This window comes from Caulobacter sp. HMWF025, from assembly GCF_003060965.1.
Taxonomy (GTDB): domain Bacteria; phylum Pseudomonadota; class Alphaproteobacteria; order Caulobacterales; family Caulobacteraceae; genus Caulobacter.
In genome coordinates this window covers 25,561-41,689 of sequence record NZ_QAII01000136.1, presented here as the reverse complement: position 1 = coordinate 41,689, position 16,129 = coordinate 25,561, and the positions used below count along the sequence as shown (strand labels likewise).

The 16,129-nt window shown below is 65.6% G+C and carries 14 protein-coding genes; 5 read left to right on the top strand and 9 right to left on the bottom strand.

Going from position 1 to position 16,129, the window contains the following annotated elements; genetic code table 11:
* The first annotated feature begins 87 nt into the window (after positions 1-87).
* The gene (locus DBR10_RS14520; RefSeq protein WP_108489563.1) at positions 88-957 is read left to right on the top strand and encodes a UTP--glucose-1-phosphate uridylyltransferase; all 870 of its coding nucleotides are present in this window, start codon (positions 88-90) and stop codon (positions 955-957) included.
* A 353-nt stretch (positions 958-1,310) separates the two neighbouring features.
* The gene (locus DBR10_RS14515; RefSeq protein WP_158272233.1) at positions 1,311-2,711 is read left to right on the top strand and encodes a sulfotransferase; all 1,401 of its coding nucleotides are present in this window, start codon (positions 1,311-1,313) and stop codon (positions 2,709-2,711) included.
* On the opposite strand, the gene DBR10_RS14510 is transcribed toward DBR10_RS14515, so the two are convergent.
* From DBR10_RS14510 to DBR10_RS14500, 3 genes are all read right to left on the bottom strand, one after another.
* Positions 2,708-3,910 carry a threonine ammonia-lyase gene (locus tag DBR10_RS14510; protein ID WP_108490192.1) on the bottom strand — a complete coding sequence of 401 codons (1,203 nt, stop codon included), beginning with the start codon at positions 3,908-3,910 and terminating at the stop codon, positions 2,708-2,710. The genes DBR10_RS14515 and DBR10_RS14510 overlap by 4 nt on opposite strands.
* A gap of 159 nt (positions 3,911-4,069) precedes the next feature.
* A complete protein-coding gene (locus tag DBR10_RS14505) occupies positions 4,070-5,110 on the bottom strand; it encodes an oxidoreductase (protein ID WP_108505791.1) in 1,041 nt (346 codons plus the stop codon).
* A 2-nt stretch (positions 5,111-5,112) separates the two neighbouring features.
* Positions 5,113-6,039 carry an SDR family oxidoreductase gene (locus tag DBR10_RS14500; protein WP_108490399.1) on the bottom strand — a complete coding sequence of 309 codons (927 nt, stop codon included), beginning with the start codon at positions 6,037-6,039 and terminating at the stop codon, positions 5,113-5,115.
* Positions 6,040-6,181: 142 nt separating this feature from the next.
* On the opposite strand from DBR10_RS14500, the gene DBR10_RS14495 reads away from it, so the two are divergent.
* On the top strand, positions 6,182-7,780 hold the full coding sequence (locus tag DBR10_RS14495) for a glycosyltransferase family 2 protein (protein ID WP_108505792.1): 1,599 nt from the start codon (positions 6,182-6,184) through the stop codon (positions 7,778-7,780).
* A gap of 52 nt (positions 7,781-7,832) precedes the next feature.
* On the opposite strand, the gene queG is transcribed toward DBR10_RS14495, so the two are convergent.
* The 5 genes from queG to DBR10_RS14470 all read right to left on the bottom strand — a co-directional run bounded on the left by queG (position 7,833) and on the right by DBR10_RS14470 (position 13,341).
* Positions 7,833-8,960: a tRNA epoxyqueuosine(34) reductase QueG gene (gene queG / locus DBR10_RS14490; protein WP_108505793.1), complete on the bottom strand. Its 1,128-nt coding sequence runs from the start codon at positions 8,958-8,960 to the stop codon at positions 7,833-7,835.
* Positions 8,941-9,627 carry an FtsZ-binding protein FzlA gene (fzlA, locus tag DBR10_RS14485; RefSeq protein WP_108505794.1) on the bottom strand — a complete coding sequence of 229 codons (687 nt, stop codon included), beginning with the start codon at positions 9,625-9,627 and terminating at the stop codon, positions 8,941-8,943. The genes queG and fzlA overlap by 20 nt, the downstream gene beginning before the upstream one ends.
* Before the next feature lie 119 nt (positions 9,628-9,746).
* The gene (gene rfaE1, locus DBR10_RS14480) at positions 9,747-11,204 is read right to left on the bottom strand and encodes a D-glycero-beta-D-manno-heptose-7-phosphate kinase (RefSeq protein WP_108556456.1); all 1,458 of its coding nucleotides are present in this window, start codon (positions 11,202-11,204) and stop codon (positions 9,747-9,749) included.
* Positions 11,205-11,240: 36 nt separating this feature from the next.
* Entirely contained in the window at positions 11,241-12,170 is a 930-nt protein-coding gene (locus tag DBR10_RS14475) for a cation diffusion facilitator family transporter (RefSeq protein ID WP_108504439.1), read from the bottom strand.
* Between the two features lie 73 nt (positions 12,171-12,243).
* Positions 12,244-13,341: a citrate synthase/methylcitrate synthase gene (locus DBR10_RS14470; protein ID WP_108504440.1), complete on the bottom strand. Its 1,098-nt coding sequence runs from the start codon at positions 13,339-13,341 to the stop codon at positions 12,244-12,246.
* A gap of 75 nt (positions 13,342-13,416) precedes the next feature.
* On the opposite strand from DBR10_RS14470, the gene DBR10_RS14465 reads away from it, so the two are divergent.
* A complete protein-coding gene (locus tag DBR10_RS14465; protein WP_199223483.1) occupies positions 13,417-14,613 on the top strand; it encodes a citrate synthase family protein in 1,197 nt (398 codons plus the stop codon).
* Between the two features lie 88 nt (positions 14,614-14,701).
* Here the strand turns inward: DBR10_RS14465 and DBR10_RS14460 are convergent, their stop codons facing one another.
* Complete coding sequence (locus DBR10_RS14460; RefSeq protein WP_108504441.1) at positions 14,702-15,430, bottom strand: hypothetical protein; 729 nt, start codon at positions 15,428-15,430, stop codon at positions 14,702-14,704.
* A 472-nt stretch (positions 15,431-15,902) separates the two neighbouring features.
* Between DBR10_RS14460 and DBR10_RS19350 the strand changes: the two genes are divergently transcribed.
* The coding region (locus DBR10_RS19350) for a hypothetical protein (protein WP_199225345.1) at positions 15,903-16,129 on the top strand (227 nt) is incomplete at its 3' end.

Here is a 16,129-nt window from a genome sequence, read left to right as displayed (position 1 = left end):
CCGTATCGGGCATTTTTCACCGAACAGTGGTGGAGCGCGGGCCCGGTCTCGCCTAGACCACTTCGAGATCAAGCTGAGAGGCGCTTCATGAAACCTGTTCGCAAGGCCGTTCTTCCTGTCGCCGGCCTGGGCACCCGGGTCCTGCCGGGGACCAAGACGACGCCGAAGGAACTGCTGAACGTCGTGGACCGTCCGATCCTGTCCTATGTGGTCGAGGAAGGCCGCAAGGCCGGCATCGAGCACTTCGTCTTCGTGACGGGTCGCGGCAAGGGGGCCATCGAGGACTATTTCGATCACCAGATCGAACTCGAGGCGCAACTCGAAGCCAAGGGCAAGCTGGACATCCTGGCCCAGCTGCGCGCCGAACTGCCCAAGCCGGGCGAGATGAGCTTCGTGCGCCAGATGGCCCCGCTGGGCCTGGGTCACGCCGTCTGGTGCGCCCGCGACATCATCGGCGACGAGCCCTTCGCCGTCATGCTGCCTGACGTCATCATCGATGCCGAGCGCTCGGCCCTCGGCCAGCTGGTCGACGCCTATAACAAGGTCGGCGGCGGCAATCTGGTCGGCGTCGAGGAAGTTCCCGAGGCTGACACCCACAAGTACGGCATCGTCGCGCCCAGCAAGGTCGATGGTCGCCTCGCCACCATGAGCGGCATGGTCGAAAAACCCGCCAAGGGCACCGCGCCCTCGAACTGGTCGATCGCGGGCCGCTATATCCTGCAGCCGGAAATCTTCGGCCTGCTGGCCGAGCAGGAGAAGGGGGCCGGCAACGAGATCCAGCTCACCGACTCGATGGCCAAGCTTCTGCACCTGCAGCCGTTCCACGCCTACATATATGAGGGCGTGACCCATGACTGCGGCGACAAGATCGGCCTGCTGCGGGCCAATGTCGCCCTGGCCCTGAAGCGCCCCGACCTCGGCGAAGCCGCCCGCGCGGCGATCTCGGCTCTGCTGTAGCCTCTCTGTTGCCACTGGATCGGCCTGTGACTCACAGGCCGATCCAGGCGCGTTGATCATGACCTTTGCCGGTTCGGAAGGGGCGCCGCCTGCGGCCCGGGCCGGCACCCTGCTGCCTTCAGCGCCGGGCCTGGAAAGAGGATGCGATCGGGCGGCGTGCCCTCCCGCCTGATTGTTTCAGGCCTGTAGTCATTTCGAAATCTATCGCAACAAACTTGCGAGATGAACTTCACGGTTGCGCCGCAAGAAAGTGGTCCGTAATCTGAAAAAGACTGCACTCATCGGCACGCCAACACTATATTCCGGCAAACTGTGACGCGGAACTAAGTTTATATGCTCAGGTATTGGTCTAAATGCAAGTTATCACGATCCTGTCTTTGCCGCGCTCTGGAACGTCACTTGCAGCTCAGATACTGAATAACCTCGGAGCAAATCTGCCCCCGGATATGCTCGATGCTCATCCTGATCTGAATCCAGACGGGTTTTTCGAGTCTCAGGAACTGCTGGCGATCCGTGTTGAGGTCGAAAAACTCGCCGGGATCAATTTTGCCTATCCGGCGTCCTGGAGCCGCCCGGACTGGTCGGCTGTCCTGGCGTCGGCCAAGGCGCGGGTGCTGATCCGGCGGGCCTGCAGCTACTTCGCCGCACGCCGGGAAGAAGGCCTGACCCGGTTCATCTTCAAGGACCCCCGTACCATCGCGCTGATGCCCTTCTGGGAGAGGGTCTTCAAGCGGGAAAACCTGACGCCGCGCTATGTCGTGGCCCTGCGCAAGCCCTGCGCCGTGAACAAGTCCATTCAGCATTTCAGCGGCCAGTCTTACGAAATGGCAGACCTGCTGTGGATGGAGAACATGGCGACCATCGCCCAGTTCCTGAAGGATCGTCCGTTCGCGCTCGTGGTCTATGAGCGCTGGTTCGAAGGGGCGGAAGAGCAGATTCACGGCCTTAGCCAGTTTGTCTTCGGTACCCGGGCCAAAAAGACCACCATCCGGAAAATCCTGAACACGACCGTCAAGTCCCGGCTCAATCATGCCGCAACCGAGGCGGACGTTTCCGGCGGTGGCGATTTCTCGGCGCGTTATTACGGTGCCCTTTGCGAGCTTCCCTGCGAGAACGCGGGCCTGCAGGACAACGAGATCGTCCAGCTCGGTGAATGCTATGTGGCCATGGTCCGGTCTCTCGGACCCAAGTTGCACCCCGACAGTCTGGGACAGTTGCAGGACTTCGACCGTCGCGAGCGTTCCTGGGCCGACAGGATCGTCGCCCTGGAAGCGCAGATCGCTGACCGGGACCGGGTTCACCGCGCCGCGCGTGCACGGCAGGCGGCGCGGGGCGCCAGCTATTTCCTGGAAGCTGGGCAGCGCCTGATCGATCGCGGCCGCTTCAGGGCGGCGACACACTGCCTGACGAGGGCTCACACCCTGGCGCCGGCCCTGGTTGAACCGCCGTTTTTTGCCTCGATCAGCACCTATCTGGACGGCGACAGGGATCTGGCCCTGGCCTGGGCCCGAACGGCGGTGGGGCTATGCCGGCCGAATGGAAACCAATGGGCACCGCGCGATCGGGTGGCCCAGATCCTCATTCAACTCGGCCGATTTGCTGAAGCGGACGAGGCCTATATCGAGGCCATCTCACTCATGCCCCAGCGTCCCCAGCTGTACAGAAACCGCGCGGCTCTATGTCGGCTGCGCAAACAGGACTGGCTGGCTGATCAGCTTGATGAGGTTGCCAGCCGACTCGAGCAGAACGTCTAGACCGCCCGGGGCGGATAGCCCCGTTCGCGCAGGGCGTTCATCACATCCTGGGTGTGCTGGGCGTCGCGGGTCTCGATCGTGATGTCGAACTCCGCCCCCTTGGCGGGCACGTCGAGGGCGAGCCGGTTGTGGTTCACCTCGATGATATTGGCCCCCATGGTGCCGATGACGCTGGCCACGGTCGACAGCAGGCCCGGGCGGTCGTCACCGATGATCCGCAGCGATACGAGACGCTGGGCCCGGACCAGTTCGCGGGTCAGCACCGAGGCCAGCAGGCGCGTGTCGATATTGCCGCCGCACAGGATCAGGCCGCACTTCTTGCCCCGGAACCGCTCCGGATAGGCCAGCAGCGCCGCCAGAGAGGCTGCACCGGCCCCCTCGGCAATGGTCTTCTCGACATTGCAATAGAGTGCCACCGCCTGCTCGATATGGGGCTCTTCCAGCAGCAGGACATCGTCGATCAGCGGCCGGGCCACGCCATAGGTCAGTTCGCCAACCTGCTTGACCGCCACGCCCTCGGCAATCGTCTGGCCGCCGCAATGGGCGGTGATGCCGCGCATCTTGGCCGTGAAGGACGGGTACATGGCCGGTTCGCAGCCGATGATGCGAATCTCGGGATTGATGGCCTTGGCCGCCGTGGCGACACCGCTGATCAGGCCGCCGCCGCCGATCGGCACCGGCAGGATCTCGAGATCCGGCACGTCTTCGAGCATTTCCAGGGCAATGGTGCCCTGGCCGGCCATGATGTCGTAGTCATCGAACGGATGCACGAAGGTCAGGCCCTGCTCGTCGCAAAGCTTGCGCGCATGGGCGTTGGCGTCGTCATAGGTCTCGCCCTCGATCACCACATTGGCCCCAAAGTCGCGGGTGTGCTGCACCTTCACGAAGGGGGTGGTCTTGGGCATGACGATGGTGGCCGGAACGCCCAGCCGGGCGGCGTGGTAGGCCAGGCCCTGGGCGTGGTTGCCGGCGCTGGCGGCGATGACGCCGCGCGCCTTTTCGGCGTCCGACAGCAGCATCAGCTTATTCAGCGCCCCGCGCTCCTTGTAGGCCGCCGTGAACTGCAGGTTCTCGAACTTCACCCAGACTTCCGCCCCGGTGATCTTCGACAGGGTTCGCGAATAGCGGCAGGGCGTACGCTCGATATGCCCGGCCAGGCGAGCGGCGGCGGCGCGGATGGTGGTGATGTCGAGGGTCATGGGCCGTCCTTACCACGGCTTGCGTTCAGCAGAAGGCTCTAGCGTACGTCCTGGTGACGAACTCGATGCCGGCGCTCCGGGTTTCCGGGCCGGGATCAAGGCCAGAGTCTGCGGGCCTGTCGTCCGGGCCAGGCGATGCCGCCTGGCCCGGAGCCGTCCTTAGACCAGGGTATCGCGCATCGCGTTGTCGAAGGGCACCCAGTCGGCGCCGGACGCGATCCTGTCGGCCAGATCCGGGTTGGCGATGAAGGATCGTCCCCAGGTCACCAGGTCAAGCAGGCCGGCTTCCAGTTCCGCTTCGGCCTGTTCCTGGGTGAGAGAGGCTCCGCCCATGATGACGCCGGGCCACATGGGGCGAATCTTGCGGATAACCCGGCCGGAGGTCTGGAAGTAGTCGGCATTGGCGCAGCTCACGTCCAGGACCCGCAGGCCAAGCGACCAGAGGCGGGGGATCAGATAGTCCAGCATCTCGTCCATGTCGGGCCAGTCATACAGGCCACCCATGAAGCGCGAGGGCGAGATGCGGGCGATCACCCGTTCGGCCGGGACGGCGGCCAGAACCCGTTCAACGGTCTCGAGGGCAAACCGGCAGCGGTTTTCAACCGAGCCACCATAGGCATCTTCACGATCATTGACCCGCGCGTCGAGAAACTGGTCGGCCAGATAGCCGTGGCCCAGGTGAAGCTGCACCGCGTCAAATCCGACGGCCAGGGCCCGCTGGGCAGCCTCTACGAAGTAGTCATAGACGACCGGCATCTCGTCGACCGTCAACCGGTGAGGCGTACCATAGGGCTTGTCGTTCTGGCGGTTTATGCCCTCGGCGGCGCGGTCTGTGGAGCTTACGGGCGGTTGACCACCGGTATAGTCGGCGTGTGAGATGCGTCCGCAATGCCAGAGCTGGCAGGCGATTTTCGCACCGGCCTCGTGGACCGCCTCGACAACCGGCCTCCAGCTTTCAGCCTGGGCTTCGGTCGCGATGTGGGGCACTGAATTGTAGCCGTCGGCGCTCGGGTGAATGACGACGCCTTCCGTGAGAATGAGGCCGACGTTCCCGGCGGCCCGTCGCCGATAGTACTCGACGATGGCGGGTGTGGCGTTGTGATCGGCGTCGGCGAAGCCCCGGGTCATGGCGGACATGACGGTACGGTTGCGGACGGACGGGAAGACTTCCGTCTCGAGCGGCTGAAGAATTTTGGACACGACTAGGGCTCCAATCGGTACTTGTCGAAAAATGGATGGGCGAGATAGGCGTGCAGGGTTGAGCGCCAGTCTCTCTGAAGGTTGAGGTTTTCGCTCGCCAGTCGCTCGCAGCTCAGGACCGCACGATCGGGACGGCGTCCCAGCTCGCTCTGCGCCACCGCCGAGGCGCTCACCGGCACAATCCGGATTCGCGTGTTCCAGCCAAGGGCCACAACGATCTCATGCGCGATCTCATGAAACGTCGCCTCGCCCCGACAGGCCATCTGATAGACCCCGGCCGTGCCGCGTTGCATGATGCAAAGGCTGTTGAAGGCCAGATCCTTTGTCCAGGTCGGTTGCCAGACGCGGTCACCGACCTCGAACGTCTCGGCTCCCTTGAGCATCGCGGCCTGAATGACGGGAATGATGCGGCCCACAAAGTTCTTGTCGCGCGAACCGCCGCCGAAGAACCCTGCCATCCGGACAACCAGGGCATCGTCGAGGGTTTCACGAATGACCTGCTCGGCTTCCCATTTCATCGCGCCATAGAGCGAGAGCGGGCGAGGGGTTTCGCGCTCTGGAATCGGGTTTTCCGCCCCGTCATAGACCAGAAAGGACTGTGGATAGAGCAGGCGGGCCCCGGTTGCCTTGGCCAGAGCCGCCGCATTCCGCGCGCCATCGACAATGATCGCCCGGGCCAGGTCCGGTTGCCGGGCGCAACCTTCGACATCAACCATGGCAGCGCAATGAATGATCCAGCCGCCTTCGACCCAGTCGGCCCTGGCCTGCAGGGCCGCTGAGTCGCGCACATCGAGATCCAGCTTTCCTGGAGCCTGTACCTCAAGTCCCTCGAAAGCGGCTGCCTCAAGCGCGAAGTCCGAACCGAGCATTCCCTGGCCGCCCGTGACCAGAATGCGCCCGGTCCCGAAGCCTTTTGCGTTTGCAGGCATATGTATTTGACCCCCAGCAATGACGCTTGGCTATTGCACGGCAGCATCTATTTTGGCAATTAGGTAAATGAGCCAATATTTAAGTTCACATCGCGTGTCATGATGTGCGCTAGGTCTTTATTGAGGGTAGGCGAAACACATAATGGCGCGATCGGTTCAAAATAAAGAAATCTTGTCAAATCCTACTGTAAAGCCGCTGCTTTCAATTTGTATACCGTCTTACAATCGCGGGCCTTTTGTTGAAGCACAAGTCAGAACAATATTAACGAGCGTGCTTTCAAATAAAAAATGCGATATTGAGTTAATTGTTGTAAATAATAAGTCTACAGACGATACGGCCGAGCGTCTTACGCGCTTTTCACACCCCAAGATGCGGGTGGTTCACAACGAAGTTCATTACGACACTGCTGAAGAAAACATCATGCGGTCTTTGGAGTATGCCTCCGGAGACTACGTGTGGTTTCTGGGCGATGATGATCCGATCAACATTGCCAGCATTGATTACATGCTGGATTTGCTGCAATCGGGCCAGAGCGATTGCTTTATCTTCAATTCGGTCACGATCTGGCCGCAAGGTGCAGTTGAGTCGATGCGGCCGATGCCGATGCATGGCGCGATCGTCACGGGCCGCCTCGATGAGGTTATCGAGAGTATCGGCCTGATCAATACATTTGCCGGCCTCTCGAACATCATTCAGCGCCGCGAAAACCTGTCTCTCCAGAATGGCCTGGACTGGCTGGGCGTATCAAAAATCTACAGCCATGTGGCTTGGTTTATTGACTCGCAAAAGGGGCGGACGGCCAGCTTCGTCAACAGCCCGCTCGTCTATTACCGGCTGAACGATTACTCTAACGGTCACTGGAACCGGGTCGCCGAACGGATCGGCGTTCCGAACCTGTACTTCTGGTCTTTGGGCGTCGTCCGTCTGCTAACCCGACTGATCGGGCGCGAATGTCTCACCTATCGCCAGGCTGGCGTAGTGTTTGAGCTGGCCCAGGGCGGGGCGCGCTATCGTCTGATCGATGACATCGTGTTCAAGACCTACCAGCAGCTTCTACACTGTTCGACCACGCCCGACCGCCGCCAGCAGTTCAGTACGTCAGAGTTCGGCGAAATTCAGGAGTTCTGCCTGGCGAGCGACCCCACGCTCTACACGATGTTCCAGGTGCTCTCCGAGGCCCATCAAACGATCTGCATGACCAGCATGCTGGACATGAAGGAATTCGCGGCCCAGAAGCTGAGCGAGAAATTCCTCAAGCTTTACAATGACCGCCAGGCCGCTGGCCAGCATCTTGGCCGTTATGTCGGCAATGCCTACGGGTTCTCGATCTTCCGCATGACCTGGGCCTATGTCGGGGTGCGCGCCGAGCGGCCACAACTGACGGCCGATACCCTGCGCTATGTCGACCCCATTGGAGACGGCCTCAATACGGTGTCGGCAAAAACCTATCACGAAGTGATCGAGAACGCCGCTGAGGCAAACCGTCAGGCCAAGGCCATGGAAGTTCTGATGTCCATGCAGCCGGCACCGGTGGCCTATCCGGCACCCTATCCGCCTCAGACCGCGGCACCGAGCTTCGATTTCCAGGGCCTGGTCAATGAGAAAACGGCCCAGGTGAACCAGATGGCGGAGACTATTCGCAACCTGGAGAACAACATCCGCGCCCTCTATGACAGCACATCCTGGCGGGTCTCTGCGCCGCTTCGTGCGGTCAGCCGCCTTCTCAAGCGTCAGGGCTAAACCGGGCTTCTCCCCCGCCCCTCGCCTTGCGCGGGGCGGGGCCAGGCAAGTCTCAGTCTGCCCATTCGGACAGCACCTGTGGCTCGGTTTCGGGCGCTGCTGATCTTAATTCCCCGGCCCGTTCCGGGGCCAGCCTTCGCGCTGCCCAGACCGCCGCGCCGCGCACGACGGGGGCGGGATCCGTCAGCAGGGGCTCGACCACTGCCATCAGGCCGGCATCGCCGCTGTTGCCGATGGCATAGAGCACATTGCGGATGAAGCGGTCGCGGCCGATGCGCTTGATCGGGCTCTTGGAGAACAGGGCGCGGAAAGCCGTGTCGTCCAGTCTGGCCAGCTCGGCCAGGGGGGGTGAGCGCAGGCTGTCGCGGGCGTGAAACTTCGCCTCGCTGGAGACCTGGGCGAACTTGTTCCACGGGCAGGCGGCCAGGCAGTCGTCGCAGCCATAGATCCGGTTGCCGAGCGCTGGTCGGAACTCCGTCGGGATCGGGCCGGCCAGTTCGATGGTCAGGTAGGAGATGCAGCGCCGGGCATCCAGTCGGTACGGGGCCGGAAAGGCCTGGGTCGGGCAGATGTCCAGGCAGGCCCGGCACGACCCGCAGTGATCGACCTCGGCCGCATCCGGGGCCAGGGGCAGGGTCGTCAAAACCGAACCCAGGAAGAACCACGAGCCCAGCGCGCGCGAGACCAGGTTGGTGTGCTTGCCCTGCCAGCCCAGGCCGGCGCGCTGGGCCAGCGGCTTTTCCATCAGGGGGGCGGTGTCGACAAACACCTTCACCTCGTGACCGAAGCGCCGGTGCATCCAGCCGGCCAGCAGCTTCAGCCGCTTCTTGACCACCTCGTGATAGTCGTCGCCCTGGGCATAGACCGAGATCGCGGCCCGGTCCTTGTGGGCCAGGGCGGTCAGGGGATCATGATCGGGCCCATAGTTCAGCCCCAGGACCACAGCGGAGCGGGCCTGCGGCCACATGCCCGTCGGGTGGCTGCGCCGCTCCAGGGTCTCGGCCATCCAGCCCATCTGGCCGTGAAAACCTTCGGCCACGAAGGCGGCCAGCCAGTCACTGTTGGGCCAGGGCGCGGTCGCATCTGCAAAGCCGCAGGACGAGAAGCCCAGGCGCAGGGCCTCTGCACGGATCTCGGCCTTCAGGGCGTCAGGGGCGGGGTCAGAAATCGAGGTCGTCATAATGGCCGGCCGGCGCGAGGCCGGGCCAGCGGTCGGCCAGGATCGGCCGGAAGCACGGCCTCGACTTCAGCTTCATGTACCAGGTCTTGGCCGCCGGAAAGTCCTTCCACGGCACGTCGCCGAAATAGTCGATCACCGACAGGTGGGCGGCGGCGGCGAAGTCGGCCAGGCTCATGCGGCGTCCGGCCAGCCAGTCGCGGGTCTGCAGCAGGCCATCAATATAGGCCAGGTGATGGCGCAGGGCATCGCGACCCCGGCGCAGGGCCGAGAGGTCGGGCGCGCCCAGCCGCAGCAGGCGCTTCTCCATCTTCTCATGCAGCAGGAAGCCGTTGACCTCGTTGTCGAACTTGCGGTCGAACCATTGCAGCAGCCGGCGCGCCTCGGCCCGTTCGCCGGCCTCGCGGCCCAGAAGGGCGGGCTCCGGCTCCTGTTCCTCGATATGTTCGAGGATGGCCCGGGTCTCGCAGACCACGGTGCGGCGTTCGTTGCGGGTCTCGACCAGGACCGGGGTCAGGCCCGACGGATTCAGGGCCAGGAATTCCGGCGCACCTTCCCAATAGCGAACCTGTACCTCCGAGAAGGGCAGACGCTTTTCGCCCAGGGCCAGACGCACCTGCCGCGAGGCGGGGTCCAGCGGGAAATGGTGAAGGATTCGGTCGACGCTCATGCCCACGCGCATTCAGGCTGCATCGAAAGAGCGATGCGCCGTTTTGCTTAACAAGAGATTGCTGAACACTGTTTACCCTGCCGGAACAGGGATTTGTGCGGCGGTTTGACCCAGAGGGTTCAGGGCGTGGCGTTCATCCGGCCGATCAGGGCGGTGGTGCTCTGGCCGGCCTTCAGATCGGCCAGCACGACCCGGCCGCCATAGCCCAGCACGAGGTCCGAGCCGACCACGGTTTCGACCGTGTAGTCAGCCCCCTTGACCAGCACGTCGGGCCGGAAGGTCTCGATCAGCTGCAGGGGGGTATCCTCGTCGAACAGGACCACCAGATCGACCGAGGACAGGGAGGCCAGCACCGTGGCGCGGCCGGCCTCCTTCTGGACCGGACGGGTCGGGCCCTTCAGCTTTGAGACCGAGGCGTCGGTATTGAGCCCGACGATCAGCCGGTCGCAGGCGGCCCTGGCCTGATCCAGCAGGGAGACATGGCCAGGGTGCAGCAGGTCAAAGCAGCCGTTGGTGAAGCCCACCTTCAGACCGCGCGCGCGCCAGCCGGCGACGATGTCGCGGGCCTGGTCGCGATCGGCGATCTTGACGGCGGCGGGCTCTCCGGCGGCCGAGCGGGCCAGGGCGGTCAGTTCGGCGGCCGTGACGACGTCGGTCCCCAGCTTGGCCACGACCAGGCCGGCGGCCAGATTGGCCAGGGCGCTGGCCTCGGCCAGGGCGGCACCGGCGGCCAGGGCCAGGGCCAGGGTCGCGGCGACCGTATCGCCGGCCCCGGAGACATCGAAGACCTCCACAGCGGTGGCCGGCAGATGGACCGCCGCCGCGCCGCGCTGGCTGAGGGTCATGCCCGCCCCGCCGCGGGTGATCAGGGCAGCCTCCAGCCCGGGAGCCTGGGCCAGGATGGCGGCCCCGGCCGCTTCAGAGGCTTCGTCGCTGTTGCCGCTGATGCCCGTAGCTTCGGCCGCTTCCTTGCGGTTGGGCTTGATCAGGGTCGCGCCGTCATAGCGGGCGAGGTTGCGGCTCTTGGGATCGACGATCACCGGCTTGCCGGCGGCGCGGGCCGCATCGATGGCGGACCGGGTCACGGCGTCGGTCAGCACGCCCTTGGCATAGTCGGACAGCACCACAACGTCAGCCTCGGCCAGACGGCGGTTGAAGACGGCCAGCAGAGCCTCGGCCCTGGCCTCGGTTCGGTCTTCGCGGTCGACCCGCAGCATCTGGTGCGAGCCGGAAATGTAGCGGACCTTTTCGGTGGTCCGGCGAGCGGGGTCGATCACCAGTTCGGCCTCAAGCCCGGCTTCGTCCCGCAGCAGGCCTTCCAGGGTGCGACCCGCCTCGTCGTCGCCGATCAGGCCCAGCAGGATGGCCCGGCCGCCGAGGGCCGCGACATTGCGCGCCACATTGCCGGCCCCGCCCAGCATGGCCGTCTCGCGCTCGACCGCGATGACCGGCACCGGAGCCTCAGGCGAGATGCGGTCCACGGCGCCATAGATGAAGCGGTCCAGCATCACATCGCCGAGGACCAGCACGGTCTTGCCGGTGAAGGCTTGCGGCAGTTGGGCCAGGGTATCGTCCATAAGGCGGCGGCTCATCTCGGGAAAGTCTGGCGCTTACTAGCCGTGATGGGCTTCCGCGAACAGCCCGCCGTGGCTCTCGGCCTTCCCGCGCGGGTCGGGGTGAATGATGATGTCGGCGGCCGGGAAGGCCTCCAGTAGCCGGTTTTCGGCCGAGACCATGATCGCGTGGGCCTCGGCCAGCGAGATCCCGGCCTCGAGGTCGGCGTGCATCTGCATGTGCACATAGGGGCCGGAGGCGCGGGTGCGCAGCTGGTGAATGCCCAGCAGGCGCGGATCTTCTGAGGCCAGGGCAATGATCCGCCGGCGGTCTTCCTCGGGCAGTTCGCGGTCCATCAGCTGATGCGAGGCCTCGCGGAACACGCCGATGGCGCCCCAGATCAGCCACAGGGCGACGATCAGGCCCGCCGCCGCGTCGACCCAGGAGAGCCCCAGCCACGAGGCCGCGCCGATCCCGAGCAGGGCCACGGCATTGGAGCCAAGGTCGGCGGCATAGTGGGCCCGGTCGCCGGACACCGCGATCGAACCGGTCGACTTCAGCACCCTCGACTGGGCGATGATCAGGCCCAGCGTCAGGACGATCGACACGACCATCACCGCCATGGCCATCAGGCCCTGCTCGACGGGCCTGGGGTGCAGCATGGCCCGGATGGCTTCCTGGCCGATCAGGGCTCCGGAGGCGAACACCAGGCCGCCCTGCATCAGGCTGGAAAAGGCCTCGGCCTTGCCGTGTCCGAAGCGGTGCTCGGCATCCGGCGGCTCGGCTGCATAGCGGACGGCAAAGAAGGTGATCAGTGAGGCGACAAGGTCGAGGCCGGAATCCGACAGCGAGGCCAGCATGGCCACCGAGTCACTGGCCAGCCAGGCCAGGGTCTTGACCACAATCAGCACGGCCGCCACCGCCACCGACAGGGCGGTGACGCGGCGGGTCATGGCCTGGGTTTCGGGCGAGAGGGCGGACAGCGTCATGCTGCCTCCATATCAAGCCGAATGCCCCCACCCCAGCGAGAACGACTCGCGCGAGTCGTTCTCGCCTTTGCCGTCAGGCGGCCTGCCGCACTCCCGGCCCGACATAGACCGACTGTGGCCGGATCAGCTTGCCGCCGGCCAGCTGCTCGCGGGCGTGGGCGATCCAGCCGGCCGTGCGGCCCATGGCGAACACGCAGGTAAAGCTGGACGGGGGCAGGCCCAGGGCCTCCAGCAGCAGGGCCGTGTAGAACTCGACATTGGTGTCGAGCGGCCGGTCGGGCTTGCGTTCGCGCAGGATCTGCAGGGCCGCCTGCTCGACGGCCTCGGCGAAGACCACCCGACCGGGCCGGGCTCCGGCGGCGTCCGACAGCCGGCGCACCGCGGCTTTCAGGGCGTCGGCGCGGGGGTCGCGGACGCGATAGATGCGGTGACCAAAGCCCATCAGCCGGTCGCCGCGTGCCAGGGCCTTTTCCAGCCAGGGCCGGGCATTGTCCGGCGTCCCGATCGCGTCGAGCATGTCGATCACCGGCCCCGGCGCGCCGCCGTGCAGGGGACCCTTCAGGGCCGAGAGCCCGCCCAGCACCGCCGAGGTCAGGCCGGCGCGGGTCGAGGCAATGACCCGGGCCGCGAAGGTCGAGGCATTGAGGCCATGGTCGCAAACCGTGACCAGATAGGCGTCCAGCGCCCGGGTTTCGGCGTCGGAGGCGGGCGTCCCCCGTGTCATGCGCAGGATGTCGGCGGCGTGCGACAGGGCCGGATCGGGGGCGACCGGCGCCCTGCCGGCGCCGACGCGCAGCACGGCAGGGGTGAAGACGGCCGGGGCGGCCAGCAGCAGCAGGGCGGTGGCGAGATCGTCGCCGTCGGGCAGACGGGCCAGCAGGGCGCGCATGGCCTCGACCGGATCGCGTTTGGCCAGGGCCTCGTCGAGCGCCGCGACTTGCGCGAACACCTCGACCCGGGCCGCGCCCAGGGCCTGGGCCAGATCGGCCGGCAGGTCGTCGAAGAAGCCGTCGAACAGCAGGTGGGCGGCGTCCTCGAAGCGGGTGGCGCCGGCCAGGTCCTCGACGGCATAGCCGCGAATGACCAGGCGGCCATGGGCGCCGTCGACATCGGACAGAACAGTGTGGGCGGCGATCACGCCTTCCAGCCCCTGGGCAAGACCTTGCGACATGGGAGGTCTCCTTTCGCCGCGCAATTCGCGCCGTCAAACCTTGATCGTCAATCTTGATCAATATAATCAATCTATATGGCGAGTGACTGGCTGGATGCGGAACAGGTTCTGGAACGGCTGGGGATCCGGCCCCAGACCCTCTATGCCTATGTCAGCCGGGGCCGGATCGAGGCCGCCGCCCATCCGCAGGATCCGCGCCGCAGCCTCTATCGCGCCTCCGACGTGGCGGCCCTGGCCCAGCGCAAGGCGCGCGGCCGCCGAGCCGCCGATGTCGCGGCCGAGGCCATCGCCTGGGGCGAACCGGTGCTGGCCTCGGCGATCACCACGGTGGCGGGCGGCCGGCTCTGGTATCGCGGCCGCGACGCGGCGGAGCTGGCCAAGGATCACACGCTGGAACAGGTGGCGCGGCTGCTGCGCGGCGGCCATGGCGCGGCGCTGAAGGCCGCGCGGACCGGCGCGGTGGTGGCCGGAGACACGGCGCGGGCCCGGCTGTTCACGGCCCTGGCCGTGCGGGCCGGTCAGGAGGCTCCGGCCCGGGGCCGGGCACCCCTGGCCCTGGCCCTGGAAGCTGCGGCCCTGCTGGACCAGGTGGTCGATGCGGCGGCGGGCGCGAACACCGAAGGGCCGGCGCATCAGCGTCTGGCCCGGGCCTGGGGCGTCGATGCGGCGGGTGCCGACCTGCTGCGGAGGGCGCTGGTGCTGCTGGCCGATCACGAGCTGAACGCTTCGACCTTTGCAGCCCGCGTGGCGGCCTCGACGGGGGCGTCGCTGTCGGCGGCCGCCCTGGCGGGGCTCTGCGCCCTGTCAGGCCCGTTGCACGGCGGCATGGCGGCCCGGGTCGAGGCCTTTGTCGCGGAGGCCGAGCGCACCTCGCCCGCCCGGGCCGTGACCGCCCGTCTGGCCCAGGGCTCATCGATGCCGGGCTTTGGCCATCCGCTCTATCCGGACGGCGACCCGAGGGCGCGGGCCCTGCTGGAGGTCTTTGCGCCGCCGCCCCTGCTGGACGCGCTGCGCCGGGAAACCGAGGCCGCAACCGGCCTGCTGCCCAATATCGATCTGGCCCTGGTCGGCCTGTCGCGGGCTCTGGCCCTGCCGGCCGACGCGCCCTTCATCCTGTTCGCCGTGGCCCGCACGGCGGGGTGGCTGGCCCATGCGATCGAGCAGGGTCAGACGGGGCGCCTGATCCGGCCGAGAGCGCGGTATGTGGGCGAGGCGCTGGCGGCGGGGATGCAAAGGCTATCGGTGCCGGAAACGGACGGGCTGAAGGTCTGAGAAGGGTGGAAAGCTGACCTGAGGGTTGACCATGGGCCGGGTACAGAAGCTGGGTCACGCCCCAGCCCGCGCCCATTATTTCTGAGCGCTAGAGCTTCGTTGTGGCTTTTCCACTCACAACCGCATGGATGGCTTGATGCACATCCATCTCGCGGAAGTCGTTGAAACCATGGACGATGAAAAGATCGATCTGCGATGGGCGACGTCGCGGAGCGAGAGCCGTGCAGCGCAACTCCGTTTCGTCCTTCTTCCAACAGAAAACAAACTGGTCCTGCTTTCGAACCGCTTCGTACGTCTCACGGTCAGTTAGTGGCTGAAATGCAAGGTCGTCGGGTAGCGAGGGCTGCAGTTCGCCTTGCTGCCATGGCGGAAGCTCCGCCGCTGCAAACGGATCAGCGCTGATCAAGCCAGCGAGGAATGAGGCGATACGTCTTTCCCTAGCGTCAACCGGTTCCTGAGGAACCGAGTGGGTCCGGTACCCGAATGTTCCCTCGGCGGAGCCTGAAAGCCTCACGCCAACTTGCATTTCTGGCTCCGACGGCGTCACCGAAAGGAAGATGCCATGCTCCTCCAGGCACGCCTTGTCGTGCGATGCCGAAGTTACCGCCAGCACGAAGCGACGCTCCGCTACGGCTACCGACCTGGCCCGTCGAACGATGCACTTAATGTTCCCGGTCGCTTCAAGTCGTCCCGCCTTGGGGTAATCCGCGTGGGCGAACGACGAGGCTGCTTGGACTAGGTCGTCCGTGCTCGAGGCAGGCGCATCACGGCAGGCGCTGAGACCGAAAACAACGATGGCGAACATAAGCCGGTGCATGCAGCAACCCCTTATTGCGTGAACTGTACTATGAATGTCGTGACGGCGTGAGCAATGACGGCACATTGCTCCGAGCGGCCACGATTGCGCTACAGTCCGCCATGGGTCGGAAGCGGGCATTGCCCGCCGCCCCAAAACCCGACGCCCCGCGTCGCGCTCATCCTTAAATCTCTTGGAGGCTGCAGCGTGCTGGTCTGGAAAGGTCAGTCAAGGACGGCTTCGCCGCCGCGGAGCGGCCGCCCGGAGGGCGGTGTCGGCGGAGTGACCTTTCCAGACCAGCGATCGTCTCGCCGTGAGATCTAAGGATGGCTCCCGCCAGCGGGGGCGGTTTGGCCGGGATGACAGGCGTTTCGGGGCTGAGAGCCAGGCCCACACCGCGGAACGCTTGTGAGCCCTCCCCCAGCTTGACCTTGCCTGCCCACACGGCTGCGGCAGTATCAGCGCGCGGCAAGACCCGCCGCCGGAGTCGCCGATGCCCAGCCTGTCTTCCCTGCCCCTGCCGCTGATCGGCATTGCCCTGGCCGTGAGCCTGATCCTGATGCAGGAGCTGGGCTACCGCTGCCAGCGGCTGATGGTGCGCTGGGGGCGGACAAAGGCCGACGGCGAGGGGGCGGGGCACCTGCTGTCGGCGGCCCTGGCCCTGCTGGGCCTGCTGATCGCCTTCACCTTCTCGATGGCCGCCAGCCGCTACGAGGACCG

What these genes read in the sequence shown, in the direction of transcription:
- DBR10_RS14520 (WP_108489563.1), top strand. Translation starts at nt 88, where the DNA reads ATGAAACCTGTTCGCAAGGCCGTTCTTCCTGTCGCCGGCCTGGGCACC.
- DBR10_RS14515 (WP_158272233.1), top strand. Translation starts at nt 1,311, where the DNA reads ATGCAAGTTATCACGATCCTGTCTTTGCCGCGCTCTGGAACGTCACTT.
- DBR10_RS14510 (WP_108490192.1), bottom strand. Translation starts at nt 3,910, where the DNA reads ATGACCCTCGACATCACCACCATCCGCGCCGCCGCCGCTCGCCTGGCC.
- DBR10_RS14500 (WP_108490399.1), bottom strand. Translation starts at nt 6,039, where the DNA reads ATGCCTGCAAACGCAAAAGGCTTCGGGACCGGGCGCATTCTGGTCACG.
- DBR10_RS14495 (WP_108505792.1), top strand. Translation starts at nt 6,182, where the DNA reads ATGGCGCGATCGGTTCAAAATAAAGAAATCTTGTCAAATCCTACTGTA.
- queG (WP_108505793.1), bottom strand. Translation starts at nt 8,960, where the DNA reads ATGACGACCTCGATTTCTGACCCCGCCCCTGACGCCCTGAAGGCCGAG.
- fzlA (WP_108505794.1), bottom strand. Translation starts at nt 9,627, where the DNA reads ATGAGCGTCGACCGAATCCTTCACCATTTCCCGCTGGACCCCGCCTCG.
- rfaE1 (WP_108556456.1), bottom strand. Translation starts at nt 11,204, where the DNA reads ATGGACGATACCCTGGCCCAACTGCCGCAAGCCTTCACCGGCAAGACC.
- DBR10_RS14475 (WP_108504439.1), bottom strand. Translation starts at nt 12,170, where the DNA reads ATGACGCTGTCCGCCCTCTCGCCCGAAACCCAGGCCATGACCCGCCGC.
- DBR10_RS14470 (WP_108504440.1), bottom strand. Translation starts at nt 13,341, where the DNA reads ATGTCGCAAGGTCTTGCCCAGGGGCTGGAAGGCGTGATCGCCGCCCAC.
- DBR10_RS14465 (WP_199223483.1), top strand. Translation starts at nt 13,417, where the DNA reads ATGGCGAGTGACTGGCTGGATGCGGAACAGGTTCTGGAACGGCTGGGG.
- DBR10_RS14460 (WP_108504441.1), bottom strand. Translation starts at nt 15,430, where the DNA reads ATGCACCGGCTTATGTTCGCCATCGTTGTTTTCGGTCTCAGCGCCTGC.